The organism is Hyphomonas sediminis (assembly GCF_019679475.1).
Classification (GTDB): Bacteria; Pseudomonadota; Alphaproteobacteria; order Caulobacterales; family Hyphomonadaceae; genus Hyphomonas; species Hyphomonas sediminis.
Genome location: NZ_JAIEZP010000001.1, coordinates 361130 through 374210 on the forward strand (window position 1 = coordinate 361130; position 13081 = coordinate 374210).

The following is a 13081-nucleotide window of genomic DNA, read 5'->3' on the forward strand; positions in this document are numbered from 1 at the left end:
CGCGTCAACTCTGAGGAGTATTATATTCCGGTAAGATGAACGGAGGATGACGCAGGATGACGCAGCCATAACCGCATGAAGACACTGTTGGGATCTTCCGAATAATCGCCAAAGGGACCGCAAAGCTCAAATCCATGCGCCTCGTAGAGCCGACGGGCGGGAATGAAGGCGTCCATCGAGCCGGTTTCGAGCCAGAGAGCGGAATACGCACGGGCGCGGGCCTCGCTCAGGATATGTTCCAGCATCAGCCGGCCAAGGCCCCTGCCCCGCAAATGAGACCGCGTGTGCATGGATTTGATCTCGCCGGAGCCATCGCCGAGGTCCTTCAGGGCGCCGCAACCGGTCAGCGCGCCATCTTCCCACATAGACCAGACAGTTACCGAAGGTTGTCGCAACCCATCGATCGGCAGGAAATGGCAACTCTCCGCCGGAGAGGAGGCCAGCATCGTCTGCGCGTGAATGGAAATCAGCTCCGCCATTTCGGGGCTGGTGAGGTCATCCGGGCGGATGTCGATAGCCATTCAGGACTGCCTTTGCCGAAGGGTTCGGCAATCAGGGCTAGCCGAGGGCGGCGAGCGCGGCAATCTCTGCCCGGAGTTCGGGGATGCCCCAGCCCTTTTCCGATGACGTCATGCGCACCACCGGGTGGGCGGCGCCATGTTTCTTGAGCTTCTCGGTGATCTTGGCAGCCGTCTTCTCGACCTCGCCTTTCGGCACCTTGTCGATCTTGGTGAGGACGATCTGATAGGTGACAGCGGCGCTGTCCATCAGCTTCATCACTTCTTCGTCGGTGTCCATCAGGCCGCCGCGGCGCGCGTCGATCAGCAGGAAGACGCGGCGCAGGCTGGGCCGGCCCCGCAGATAGGACTTGATCAGCTTGGTCCAGGCCGCTGTCTGCGTCTTGGAAACCTTGGCATAGCCAAAGCCCGGAAGGTCGACCAGGAAGAGCTGGCCGGAGCCAATGTCGAAATAATTCAGCTCGCGCGTGCGGCCCGGTTCTGCCGAGGAGCGGGCGAGCTTTGCCCGGCCCGTGATCGCATTGATCAGGCTGGACTTGCCGACATTCGAGCGGCCCGCAAAGCAAACCTCAGCCCGGTCTGCCGGCGGCAGGCCGGACAGGCTCGCAACGCCCAGCACGAAGTCTGCCGACCCGGCAAACAGGACGCGGCCGGTTTCCAGGGCCTCTTCAGAGAATTCGGGCGCTGCGTCCAAGGATTACTCCGCCTGCGCCTTGTTCTTGCCGAGCCGCTTGGCAATGAACTTCCCGATCTCGGTCTCAGCGCCGTTGAGACGCATGATCGTATACTGCTGAACGAAGGTCAGGATGTTCGACCACACCCAGTACAGCACAAGGCCAGCCGCAAATCCGCCGAACACGAACATGAAGACAATCGGCATAGCCATGATGATGCGCGCCTGCATCTTGTCTGGCGGCGGCGGCGAGAGCGACTGGATGGCCCCCATCGTCGCGCCGTAGAGCAGCGGCAGGATGCCGATACCGATGATCATGCCGATGACCGGGATTGTCTTGATATCGGCTGCCGACCAGAACGGGATCAGGCCGAACAGGTTGCCGATGGCCGTCGGATCGGGCGCGGAAAGATCCTTCATGAACCAGAACGGAGCATGGCGCATCTCGAGCGAGACATAGAGCGTCTTGTAGAGCGCATAAAAGATCGGGATCGTGAAGAGGATCGGAACGCAGCCGCCGATGGGGTTGGCGCCCTCTTCCTTGTAGAGCTTCATGATCTCCTGCTGGCGGCGCTGCGGATCCCCGGCAAAACGCTCGTTGATCGCTTTCATCGGCTCCTGAAGCTTCTTCAGCTTCGCCATGGATTTGTAGCTGCCATTGTAAAGCGGGGCGAGCGGCACTTTCACGAGAACCGTGAAGGCCAGGATCGACCAGCCGAACGAGCCGATATGGCTGTTGAGCCAGTGCAGGATGTAGAAGAACGGCTTGGTGAGGAAGTAAGCCCATCCCCAGTCGATCGCGTCGACAAAGCGCGGAAGACCCGATTTCTCGTATCCCTGAAGCACTTCAAACCGTTTGGCACCGGCAAATAGGCGGTTTTCCACGGTCACGCTTGCACCCGGCGCAACCACGATGGCTTCGCCCTCTGTGCGCAGTTCCAGCGGACCGCCGCGGGCAAGGCTGGCGCGGTTGACCGAGGCAGTGAACGGGCGGGCCTGTTCAGGCACAAGCGCGCCCATCCAGTACATGTCCGTCAGGCCCCACCAGCCGCCCTCATCCGACAGGAAGGTGCCTTCCTTGGACTCGCCGCTGATCTTTTTTGACTGGAAGAGCGGCTTGTATTTCTGCAGGCGCAGGTCGCCCTCGACCACGCCCATCAGGCCAAGGTGGGCCGGGCCGCCGCTGGTGGCAGAGGCAGGGTCGGTGATTTCGAGGAACCGTTTCCAGTCGCCATGACGTTCGATCGAGCCGATGGCGCGGACATTGCGCGCCGCGTCGGATGTGTTCGTCAGCGTATCACGGAAGGTGAACATGAAGTTCTCGTCAACCAAGATCTCGCGGTCGATGGTCATGCCTTCGGCTTCGTAGCGCAGCGTGATCGGCGCGCCTGTCTTCAGCGTGTTGCCGGAAACCTGGGTCCAGGCAGAATTGCGGCCTGCAACCAGCGAATTGCCATCGGCCCAGTAGTAAGTGCCGAAATAGCCGCCCTCGGTCGCTTCCGGACGCAGCAGACGGATCTCGGCGACATTATCGACCGTGGTGTAATAGTTCTTCAGGCTGAGATCGTCGATGCGGGCGCCGGCAAGACGGATGGAGCCATCCATGGAGGCGCCGTCGAAGGCGACCCTGTCGCCTTCTTTCAGAGCATCTTCCAGCGGCTTGGGTCCGAGGATTTCTGTAGCGCCCGTATCCGCAACGCCTGTCTGCTCGGCAGCCGTTTTGGCAGCCTGTTCAGCCTGATAGCGCTTCTGGGCCGGCTCCATGATAAAGAACTGGTACAGGAAAACGAACGCGATCATCGCCGCAATGGCGATCAGGAAATTGCGTTGTTCTTCTTTTTCCATCTGGGTGTCCGCGTGGGCTGGGAGCGTGCCGGTTCGGCAGGCGCGGGGGCTACAGGATCAGGTGCGCGCGAGGCTTAACAGTGCGCTTTCCATATCGTCAAGCAAGCGCGCCCAGCCGGTATCAAGTGTCGCTTCCCGCGCGATGAAGACATAGTCCCATCCGCGAAGGCCATGCTGGGGCAAAAGTCGCCGGGCAGCTTCGCGAAGACGGCGCTTGGCCCGGTTGCGCTCGACTGCGCCGCCAACCTTTTTGGTGGCGGTATAGCCCTCGCCGACATGGTCGCCGGGCTCATCCCCGTGGCGCGCGCGGGCCTGGATCACAAGCGTCTTGCGGCGCTCGGTCTTGCCGTCGCGGACATAGGTGAATTCGCGCCGGCGGCGAAGCCGGCGCACTTCTGGCATGGGGGTGAGATCAGACGGCATTGCTACGGCGCCAGTTACCCGGCGCGGGTAGGAACCGTCAGGCCGACAGGGACTTGCGGCCCTTGGCGCGGCGGCGTGCCAGCACCTTGCGGCCGTTCTTCGTGGCCATCCGCTCACGGAAGCCATGCGTGCGCTTGCGGCGGAGGTTGCTCGGCTGGAAAGTGCGTTTCATTGGTCTGCCCTGGCGGCTTGAATTCTGGAAACCGCGGCCAATACAGGCCGGGCGGGGTCAGGTCAAGCGGTGCCTGCGGGTTTTCGCAATACACAGGCCAGGAGAATGCAGCTGGACTGCGGCGTACCTGTTTACTCTTTAACGCCACACGCCGCCTTATCTGTCGTAGTGGTACTTGAATCAAAGGCCCGATTACAGCGGCCAAGTTCAATGACCTGAACCGAGGGGATGCCCGATCCGTGCGAATTTCCACCTTTTTGCTGAGTTTTGCCTGCTTTTGGGCCAGCTTCGGCGCCGGTCCGGCGCTTGCAGAGGCGGTCGATTATGACCGGCTGGACCAGCGGCTGAGAAAGCTGTCGCAACAGGATGACATGGTCGGACTCGCGGTGGCAGTGATCGAAGACGGCAAGATCACCTTTGCCAGAGGCTATGGCGAGACCGCCATCGGCGAAGGCCCGGTGACACGGAACACGGTATTCCGCTGGGCCTCCCTTTCCAAAGGCGTGGCCAGCAGCCTCACGGCAAAGCTCGCCACGGAGGGAAAGTTCCACCTCAGCGACACGATCGGTTCCTTCAAGACCACGCTGCGCCTGCCCGGCGGCGGCGAAGCCAGCGCAACGTTGGAAGACCTGCTGGCCCACCGGGTCGGCGTCGTGTCCAACGCCTATGACACCATGCTGGAAGACGGGCGCGACCCGGTCGAGATCCGCAAACAGCTCGGCAAGCTCAAGGTCATCTGCCCGATCAGAGACTGCCACACCTATCAGAATGTCGCCTATGACGCCGTGAGCGAGATCATCGAGGCCGCCACAGGAGAAACATATGGCGAGGCTGTCGAGGGAAACCTCTTCAAGCCGCTGAAGATGTTTACCGCCAGCACCGGCCGCGACGGCCTTGTGAGCGCGCTCTCCTGGGCCAAGCCCTATGAGAAGCGGCGCGACCAGCCTGCCCCGGCGCTGAAAACGGTGAAACAGCCCTATTACCGCGTTCCGGCGGCCGGCGGGGTGAATGGCTCGATCCTCGACCTTGCCCTCTTTGCCCGCGCGCAGATGGGGCTGGAGCCGGAAGTGCTGAACCCGGAGACCCTGATCGCACTGCACACCCCGCGCGTGGCCACCCCGCGCGAGCAGTCCCGTCTCAACCGGCAGTTCGAGAGCCATATGCGCGAGGCCCAGTACGGGCTTGGCTGGCGAACGTATAAATATGACGTCAACGGCGCCCGCGTGGTGGGCCATCGCGGCGCCGTGGAAGGCTACCGCTCGCTGATGCTGCTCGACCCCGAACTCGATTCCGGCGTGGTTGCCCTCTGGAACTCGAACTCCCGCCTGCCGGTCGGGATCGAGCTGGAAGTGATGGATATGGTCTACGGCCTGCCGGCGCGCGACTGGATGCGCATCGACGAGGACATCACCACCGCCTCCAACTAGGCCCTGGCCCCGTGTACGGGGAACACCTGCAAGCAGGCGTAACCCGTTTCCCTTGCGGCGCTTTTGGCATAAGTGTCCGCCCGTGAGCGACCCCGAGCGCCCCCCTGAGCCCCTTCTCCCGCGACGCCAGAGGCGCCTGACGGAAAGCCTTGCTGCACGCCTTTTTGCGCTGACCCTGGGCGCCATCCTGCTCACCGAGGCGCTGGTGTTCCTGCCAACCGCCAGCAATCTGCGGAGCCAATGGCTGAACGAGCGGGTGCAGGCCGCGCGCATCGCCTCCCTCGCACTGGAAGCGGCGCCCATGCGGGAGGTGTCCGAAGAACTTTCCGAAAGCCTGCTTGAGAAGGCCGAAGTTCTGGCCGTGACGGAAATTGAAGACGACATGCGCTTCCAGCTGCTGGCCCCGGCCATGCCGATGGAAGACCACCCCACCCGGCTGATCGACCTGCGCGAAGCCAATGCCATGAGCCGCGGGATTGGCGCGATGGGGGAATATTTCGCCCCGCCTGACGAAATGCTCGTCATCATTGCTGAAGGCGCCAGCTCCGACCGGGTGGTCGAAGTCGTGGTGCCGCAGGCGCCGCTGAAGAAGACGATGGTGGCCCTCGCCTGGCGGGCGGGCGGGCTTTCGCTGCTCATTGCGCTGGTCGCCGCGATCGTCATCTATCTTGTGCTCGATGCGGTCGTCGTGCGCCCGATGCGGCGGGTCACAGTTAGTGTGGAACAGTTCAGCCGCGATCCTGGCGGCTGGTCGCGCCGGCTTTCGCCAACCTCGCGCCGCGATGAAATCGGACGCGCCCAGAACGCACTCTCCGGCATGGAAGAGGTCGTCGCCGACGCCTTCCGCCAGCGCGCCCACCTTGCCGAGCTTGGCAGCGCGGTCGCCAAGATCAATCACGACCTGCGCAACTCGCTCGCCTCTGCCCAGCTGGTTTCCGATGGGCTTGCCCGCTCGGAAGACCCGCGCGTGCAGCGCGCCGCCCCGCGCCTGAAACGGGCGCTGGAACGCGCCATCGAACTGGCCACGGCCACGCTCGACTATGGCAAGGCCGCCCCGCGCGCGCCGGTAATGCAGACCGTGCGTCTGCTGATCATTATTCAGGGCGCCGCCGAAGAAGCCCTTGTCGAGAACGGGATCGGCATCGAGATCGCCATTCCGGAAACGCTCGTGATCCGCTCCGACGCCGACCATTTGCACCGGATCGCCGCCAACCTGATCCGCAACGCCGCCGAGGCGATGCGCCAGGTGGGCACGGACGCCCCGCAGATCCGCGTGCGGATCGAGGGCGGCGCGCTGATCTTTGAAGATAACGGCCCCGGCATTCCGGAGCGGACGCAGCAGAATCTCTTCCGTCCCTTCTCCGGATCGACCCGCGTGGGCGGCACAGGCCTCGGCCTCGTCATCGCCCACGAGCTGGCCGATGCGCTGGGCGGCAGCCTGACACTCGCCGCCACCGGGCCGGACGGCACCGCCTTCCGCCTCGCCCTGCCGGGACTTGAGGCATGAGCCTGTATTCCCCGGCGCCCGCGCCGGTTTCCTATATCCACATCGACGATCACCTGATCCTGATCGACAAGCCTTCCGGCCTTCTTTCCGTACCCGGACGGGGCGAGGACAAGGCCGACTGCGCCATTGCGCGCGTGCAAGCTGATTTTTCCGATGCGCTGACCGTTCACCGGCTGGACATGGCAACCAGCGGCCTGTTGCTGATGGCGCGCGGGAAGGACATGCAGCGCGCGCTGTCCATGCTGTTTGAGCGCAGCGAAGTGGAGAAGGCGTATCTTGCCGATGTCTGGGGCGCACCCTCCCCCGCAAGCGGCGAAATAGACCTGCCCCTGATTACCGACTGGCCGAACCGCCCCTTGCAAAAGATTGATCACGAAATCGGCAAGCCGAGCCGCACGCTTTACGAGACACTATCCGTTTCGGAGACGGGCGGGCGCCTGAAGCTCACGCCGGTTACGGGCCGCTCGCATCAATTGCGCGTGCATCTGGCAGCAATTGGCCATCCGATCCTTGGGGATGAATTCTATGCGCAGGGTGACGCGCTGGCCGCGCGCCCGCGCCTTGCCCTGCATGCGGCGCAGCTCGCCTTCGCCCATCCGGCAACCGGCGTCCCAATGAAATTTGAGGCGCCCTGCCCCTTCTGATCCGAAAACGGTTGACCCGGCCCGCAATCGTCATATATTGTTTTTCGATAAGATCGAAGGAGCCGCCCCATGCATGCAGAACTCGTCCGCGTCGCGCTGCACGAAGTCGACATCAAGATCATCTCGGGCGAGCGGATGCATGTGCTGCAATGGCGGCGGAACCTGCTGTGGGACGAAGTGCTGCTGGACGGCAAGCGCCAGGCTTCCAGCCACGGCCTGTGGGGCCGGGAAAAAGTCTACGGCCTCGTCTTCGGGCGCGACCTGGAAGGGCGCGGTGGCGAGCAGGTAATGCTGATCCTCGATCCGGCCCAATCTTATGACTGGAGCCATGCGGGCGAACGCATTCGCGGCGTGCGGCTCGAAGGGCGCGACGGAACGCTGGTGTCTTATGGCACGCTGGACGCCAATGCCCTGAAGAAGCCGGGCACCTTCTCCGACTGGATGAAGAAATCCATGGGCATGGAATGGGGCGACGAAAATCGCAGCCGCCCGAACTGATCTGACCACTGATCTGCCATTTGATCAGTTTTCCTCGGCAATCTGAACCAGCGCTGCATCCATCTCCGCAATGATCGAGGGGGCCTCTGCCGGGCGGTCATTGGCGAAAATCGCAAACACCAACACGCGGCCGCTCTTCGCGGTCATATAGCCTGACAGCGCATTGACGCCGTGCAGGGAGCCGGTCTTGGCATAGACTTTCCCCTCCAGCGACGTTCCCTTGAAACGGCGGGCGAGCGTGCCATCGGCGCCGCCAACCGGCAGGGCCGCGCGCCAGGCCTCGCCCCAGGGCTGGGTCTCTGCCCAACGGAGGAAAGCGACCATGCCGCGCGGCGTAACGCGGTTATAGCTCGACATACCGGAACCATCGAACAGCTCAATCTCCGTTCGCGTCAGCCCGGCTTCAGCGGCAAGAGCCGCGAGGATTTCAGGGCCGCCTTCTCCCGTCAGCGCGCCACGCGCCGCCGCGATCCGGCGCAGCAGCAACTCGGCATGAAGGTTCTGGCTGTTGACAAGAATACGCCGGACACTGTCGATCAGCGGCGCGGGCGTGAGCCGGGCAAGCTCTACCGGCATGGCACCTGCATCAAAGCCCGCTTCATGCTGCGCGCGGGCGATGCCTTCGACGACGACACCGCGCTCGGCAAGCAGGCGAATAAATCGCTGCGCCGCGGCATGTGCCGGCTCGCCCACTGCCACCGCATAGGCGCGCGTGCCCGTGCCCGCCGGCAGGCTACCGGTCAGGCGCAAAACATCCGATCCCGGAACGCGCATCATGCGCAGGGTCGCCTCATCCTTCGGATACCCCGTCACCGTGTCATTCTGGAGGATCAGCAGATCATCCCCCGGCAACCAGGAAACGGTCGCGGGAAAGCCCGCTTCAGGCGCCGGCGTCACCTGCAGGCCAAGCGTATTCTCATTCACCGTGAGGGCTGAAATTGGCGCGGCGTAATACCAGGAAAAATTGTTCCAGCTCCACCCCTGCCCCCAGGGGTCTGCAGGCAGCGCGCTGTCATCCCCGATCACATCGGCAACGCGTGTGATGCCGGCGGCGACCACAGCGTCCGCCAGCTGATGAAGGCAATTGGTGACGCAATCAGGGCTGTCGGTCAGCCCCGCATCGCCCGCGCCCATGAGAATAAGATCTGGGGCCTCCCCTTCCCCGCGCGTGGAAAGCCAGACCGAAGTGCCCGCCGCCGGGTTGGGCGTCTCAAGATCCGAAAGATAGGCAAAGGCGGCCGCCGTCGTGAATATCTTCGTATTGGAGGCGGGTGTGAACCGCTCGTCCCAGCGCAGGGCGAACACTTCCTGCCCGTCCAGCGTCGAGACCACCGCGCCCCAGCGCACGCCCGCCACCTGCGTCTGCTCCAGCGGCGCGGGCGGTGGCGGCTGCGTTGCGCAGGCGGTGAGGCCGATCAGGGCCGCCGTCAGGAGCGGGCGGAAAGCGCGAAGAGACATCATCCGTAACCGTCCTTTTCCGCTCAGAGGCGTTTCTTTGTGCGCCCCTCATGGGCGCGGGCGTTTGCCGGGTCTTCCGGCCAATCATGCTTGGGATAGCGCCCGCGCATGTCTTTCGCCATGTCTTTATATCCCGCGCCCCAGAAGCGGGCGAGATCCTGCGTTGTGGCCGCCGGCTTCATGCCGGGCGAGAGCAGCTCAACCGTGACCGGCACGCGCCCGGCAGCGATCTTCGGGTGCTCGCCGAGGCCATAAAAGGCCTGGGCCCGCGCCGACACCAACGGCGCACGCGGATCAAGCCAGTCCACCCGCGCGCTCTGGCCCGACGGCAGCTCCAGGCTCAGCGGCGCCTCCTTGCGCAAGGCTTCCTGCAGCGGCCAGTCCAGCGTTTCGGTCAACGCCGCGCGCACCTCATGCGCCTCGGGCACGCTCGTCCCCTTGCGCCGAAGCAGCGGGCGCAGCCAGTCCGGCGCCGATGCGACAAGCCCCTCAACGCTCAGGCCCGGATCTTCGATCAGTCCAGCCTGCGCCAGAATATGCAGACGGCTGAGCGTTTCCTCAATCACTTCCGCCGCGCCGATTGCGCCAAAGCCTTCCTTCTCCACCGCCTCAAGCATCGCGGCGGCGGCAACATCGGCAGATGGTTTGGGCAAGGCTGCTTCAGAGAGCACAATCGCGCCCAGCGCCTTCACCCGGCGCGCTGTGAACTTGCCCGTTCTGGAATCGAACGCCGCGCGTTCTTCCGTCGCCACCTTCTGCGAGGCGAGCGCTTCGGCCTCGCTGATCGGCAGGCCCAACAGGATACGTGGCTCCTTCGCCGCGCCGCCAAGATCGGCCACGATCAGCCATTCGGATTTCGCCAGAAGATCAGAGGGCGGAACAGACGCAGCACGGCCAGATGCCATCAGATAACTACCTGTGCTGCCCTGCCGGCGGCGGGCAACCTGATCTGGCCACGCCCGTGAGAGAAGTTTCGCAAGGTCGCCCCCCGGCGCAGCGTCCCCGCCCCAGTTTCTGGCCTGCTGGCGCAGCGCGCGGGCGCGCGGGCTGCCATCGGCGCGGAACCGGTCCAGCCGGCTGTGCAGGTCCGGGCTGTCGCCGCCCATGCCGCGCTCGCTCATCATGGCGGCGATTTCTGCGGCCAGCGCTTTTTCCGCCCCGCCCGGCGCAGCCGCCACCAGCGCGGCAAGGCGCGGGGGCAGCGGCATGCGCGCCATCTCGCGGCCCTTCCCAGTCAGCGCGCCATCCTCGCTCAGGGCGCCCAGCGCGGCGAGTTGCTGGCGCGCGCCTTTCAGCTTGCCCGGCGGCGGGGCGTCCATCCATGTCAGGCTGCCTGCGTCCTGCGTGCCCCATTCGGCCAGCGTCAGCGCGAGGCCTGAAAGATCCGTCACCAGAATTTCCGGCACAGGCGCCGCCATCAGCCCACGTGTCGCGGCCTCATCCCAGAGGCGGTAACATACGCCCGGCGCGGTGCGCCCGGCCCGGCCGCGGCGCTGATCGGCCGAAGCACGCGAGGCGCGGACGGTGGTCAGCCGGCTGCCCAGCCCGCCCAGATCTTCCTCCGCCACACGGGAAAGGCCGGAATCGATCACGATACGCACGCCTTCGATCGTCAGCGCACTTTCGGCAATGTCGGTCGCCAGCACAATCTTGCGCTTGCCCTTTGGCGCCGGGGAGACCGCCGCATCCTGCTCGGCGGGCGAGAGCGCGCCATACAGCGGAGCGAGGATGATATCCGGGCCGAGCCCACTTAGCGCGTCGGCCGTCCGGTTGATTTCCCGCGCGCCAGGCAGGAAAGCGAGAACGGAGCCTTCTTCCTCGCGCAGCGCCTGCCGGATCACCTTCGGCATCCGGTCTTCGATCCGGTCGTCGGAGCGGCCAAGATAGCGCGTCTCCACCGGATACATCCGCCCTTCGCTCTCGATCACCGGCGCAGCAATGGCGCGGGAAACAGCGCCCGTATCCAGCGTGGCCGACATGATCAGCAGGCGGAGATCGTCGCGCAGGACAGATTGTGCCTCCATGGCCAGCGCCAGGCCGACATCGGCATTCAGCCGCCGCTCGTGAAACTCGTCGAACAGGACCGCGCCAACCCCGGCCAGCTCCTGATCGGCCAGGATGCGCCGCGTGAAGAGGCCGTCGGTGATGACCTCGATACGGGTCTCCTTCGATACCTTCCGGTCCACCCGCGTCGTCAGGCCGATGGTCTGGCCGAGACGCTCTCCCAGAGACGCGGCCATCCGCTCCGCCGCCATGCGCGCAGCCACGCGCCGTGGCTCCAGCATCAGGATGCGCCCGGCGATCACCCCCGGCGCGCCCAGCAGCCCGGCCAGCGCGAGGGGCACGCGCGTCGTCTTGCCCGCGCCCGGCGGGGCGGCCAGCACAAGCCGGTTGCCCGCCGCCATCTGGCGCAGGATTTCGGGCATCACTTCATCAATCGGCAGGGCGTCTGAACTGCTCATCTTCAACGCAGATAGAGCCGCCTCTGCCCGGCTGGCAAGCGGCCAGCGCGGCGCGCAGCCGGAGCGGTTGCGTTCTAAAGCCCTGCCCCCTAGGGTCCCGCGCTTGGGCCGATCTGGGAGCGTGGAATGAAGGGCTGGTTTGCAATCGATCTATGGAAGCGGGTGCTGGCTGGCCTCGTCGTTGGCACGCTGATCGGGCTTGCCCTGCGCTACGGCCTCGGCCCGGATCGCGGCGGAGAGTTCGTTACCACCTGGTTCAAACCTGTCGGCGACGCCTTCATCAACCTTATCCGCATGCTCGTCGTGCCGCTGATCTTCGTCACGCTGGTGTCTGGCGTCCTGGCGATGGGCGACCCCAAACGTCTGGGCAGTCTCGGTGGCCGCGCGCTCGCCATGTATATGGGCACCACCGTCCTGGCGATCTGCTTCGGCCTGCTGATGGGCACGCTGGTCCAGCCCGGCGCCGGTTTTGACACCTCGATTGCCAATGCCGCCGACCTTGAAGAAACTCGCGCGCGCCTGGCAGCCAACGCCCCGGCTGGCAGCGTCGGCGAACAGCTCGTCAAGACGCTGCTTTCCATCATCCCGTCCAATCCCATCGACGCGTTCGCGCGCGGCGATGTCCTGCAGATCATCTTCTTCGCCATCCTGCTCGGCGTTGGCATCATGCTGGCGGGCGAGGCCGGCAAGCCGCTGGAAAAACTGTTCAATTCCGGCTCCGAAGCGATCATGAAGCTGACGCTGGTCGTGATGGAAACCGCGCCCTTCGGCGTGCTGGCACTGATGGCCTGGGTGATGGGCGACCGGGGCCTCTCAGTGCTCACCGTGCTCGGCAAGATGACGCTCGCCCACTACACAGCCTGCCTCCTGCATATCCTGATCACGTATGGCTTCATCGTGAAGGGCCTGCTGCGCCTGCCGCTCCTGCCCTTCTATCGCGGCGTGTTCGACGCACAGATGGTGGCCTTCTCCACCTCCTCGTCCAACGCCACGCTGCCGATGACGATGTCCTGCGCCAACAAGAACCTTGGCATCGGCAAGCCGATCGCCTCGTCCGTCCTGCCGCTCGGCGCGACGATCAATATGGATGGCACAGCGCTCTATCAGGGCCTCATCGCCCTTTTCGCGGTGCAGGCCCTCGGCATCCCCATGGAGCCGGGCATGTACCTCACCATCATCATCATGGCGACGCTCGTCTCCATCGGCACGGCAGGCGTGCCTTCGGTCAGCCTTCTGCTGGCCACCACCACACTCAGCATCGTTGGCGCAAATCCCGATCAGATTGTCCTCATCGTCGCCGTACTGTTCCCGTTCGACCGGATCCTCGACATGATGCGCACCGTCACCAACATCACCGGCGACCTCGCCGTGGCCACCGCCGTCGCCAAATGGGAAGGCGACCTGGATGAGGAAGTCTTCAAAGCGCCTGATCCTATCTAAGGCCAGAAACCCTA

12 protein-coding genes are annotated in these 13081 nt (G+C 64.6%); 5 read left to right on the forward strand and 7 right to left on the reverse strand.

The features are described from left to right. Positions 1-20 precede the first annotated feature (20 nt). Genes K1X12_RS01770 through rpmH form a run of 5 tightly spaced genes read right to left on the reverse strand, consistent with a single transcriptional unit; the run spans position 21 to position 3631 of the window. Positions 21-521, reverse strand: coding sequence for a GNAT family N-acetyltransferase (locus K1X12_RS01770; protein ID WP_220985926.1), 501 nt, complete (start codon positions 519-521; stop codon positions 21-23). A gap of 37 nt (positions 522-558) precedes the next feature. Further along, complete coding sequence (yihA, locus tag K1X12_RS01775; protein ID WP_220985927.1) at positions 559-1212, reverse strand: ribosome biogenesis GTP-binding protein YihA/YsxC; 654 nt, start codon at positions 1210-1212, stop codon at positions 559-561. Between the two features lie 3 nt (positions 1213-1215). Continuing rightward, positions 1216-3036, reverse strand: a complete 1821-nt coding sequence (gene yidC / locus K1X12_RS01780; RefSeq protein WP_220985928.1) for a membrane protein insertase YidC — start codon at positions 3034-3036, stop codon at positions 1216-1218. Between the two features lie 57 nt (positions 3037-3093). After that, positions 3094-3459: a ribonuclease P protein component gene (gene rnpA / locus K1X12_RS01785; RefSeq protein WP_220985929.1), complete on the reverse strand. Its 366-nt coding sequence runs from the start codon at positions 3457-3459 to the stop codon at positions 3094-3096. Positions 3460-3496: 37 nt separating this feature from the next. Further along, entirely contained in the window at positions 3497-3631 is a 135-nt protein-coding gene (gene rpmH, locus K1X12_RS01790) for a 50S ribosomal protein L34 (RefSeq protein WP_034766749.1), read from the reverse strand. Positions 3632-3870: 239 nt separating this feature from the next. On the opposite strand from rpmH, the gene K1X12_RS01795 reads away from it, so the two are divergent. From K1X12_RS01795 to K1X12_RS01810, 4 genes are all read left to right on the forward strand, one after another. Continuing rightward, complete coding sequence (locus tag K1X12_RS01795) at positions 3871-5058, forward strand: serine hydrolase domain-containing protein (RefSeq protein WP_220985930.1); 1188 nt, start codon at positions 3871-3873, stop codon at positions 5056-5058. Positions 5059-5140: 82 nt separating this feature from the next. After that, positions 5141-6565 (forward strand): sensor histidine kinase, encoded by a 1425-nt coding sequence (locus tag K1X12_RS01800; protein WP_220985931.1) that lies wholly within the window; start codon positions 5141-5143, stop codon positions 6563-6565. Further along, the gene (locus K1X12_RS01805; protein WP_220985932.1) at positions 6562-7209 is read left to right on the forward strand and encodes a pseudouridine synthase; all 648 of its coding nucleotides are present in this window, start codon (positions 6562-6564) and stop codon (positions 7207-7209) included. The genes K1X12_RS01800 and K1X12_RS01805 overlap by 4 nt, the downstream gene beginning before the upstream one ends. Before the next feature lie 69 nt (positions 7210-7278). Then, on the forward strand, positions 7279-7707 hold the full coding sequence (locus K1X12_RS01810; RefSeq protein ID WP_220985933.1) for a hypothetical protein: 429 nt from the start codon (positions 7279-7281) through the stop codon (positions 7705-7707). A gap of 24 nt (positions 7708-7731) precedes the next feature. On the opposite strand, the gene dacB is transcribed toward K1X12_RS01810, so the two are convergent. Beyond that, positions 7732-9168: a D-alanyl-D-alanine carboxypeptidase/D-alanyl-D-alanine endopeptidase gene (gene dacB, locus K1X12_RS01815; RefSeq protein ID WP_220985934.1), complete on the reverse strand. Its 1437-nt coding sequence runs from the start codon at positions 9166-9168 to the stop codon at positions 7732-7734. Positions 9169-9188: 20 nt separating this feature from the next. Beyond that, positions 9189-11627, reverse strand: a complete 2439-nt coding sequence (gene hrpB / locus K1X12_RS01820) for an ATP-dependent helicase HrpB (RefSeq protein ID WP_220985935.1) — start codon at positions 11625-11627, stop codon at positions 9189-9191. Positions 11628-11753: 126 nt separating this feature from the next. Between hrpB and K1X12_RS01825 the strand changes: the two genes are divergently transcribed. Continuing rightward, positions 11754-13067, forward strand: a complete 1314-nt coding sequence (locus K1X12_RS01825; protein ID WP_220985936.1) for a dicarboxylate/amino acid:cation symporter — start codon at positions 11754-11756, stop codon at positions 13065-13067. Positions 13068-13081: the final 14 nt, after the last annotated feature.

Coding starts and splice junctions, on each gene's coding strand:
- K1X12_RS01770 (WP_220985926.1), bottom strand. CDS start 521: ATGGCTATCGACATCCGCCCGGATGACCTCACCAGCCCCGAAATGGCG.
- yidC (WP_220985928.1), bottom strand. CDS start 3,036: ATGGAAAAAGAAGAACAACGCAATTTCCTGATCGCCATTGCGGCGATG.
- rnpA (WP_220985929.1), bottom strand. CDS start 3,459: ATGCCGTCTGATCTCACCCCCATGCCAGAAGTGCGCCGGCTTCGCCGC.
- rpmH (WP_034766749.1), bottom strand. CDS start 3,631: ATGAAACGCACTTTCCAGCCGAGCAACCTCCGCCGCAAGCGCACGCAT.
- K1X12_RS01805 (WP_220985932.1), top strand. CDS start 6,562: ATGAGCCTGTATTCCCCGGCGCCCGCGCCGGTTTCCTATATCCACATC.
- K1X12_RS01810 (WP_220985933.1), top strand. CDS start 7,279: ATGCATGCAGAACTCGTCCGCGTCGCGCTGCACGAAGTCGACATCAAG.
- dacB (WP_220985934.1), bottom strand. CDS start 9,168: ATGATGTCTCTTCGCGCTTTCCGCCCGCTCCTGACGGCGGCCCTGATC.
- hrpB (WP_220985935.1), bottom strand. CDS start 11,627: ATGAGCAGTTCAGACGCCCTGCCGATTGATGAAGTGATGCCCGAAATC.
- K1X12_RS01825 (WP_220985936.1), top strand. CDS start 11,754: ATGAAGGGCTGGTTTGCAATCGATCTATGGAAGCGGGTGCTGGCTGGC.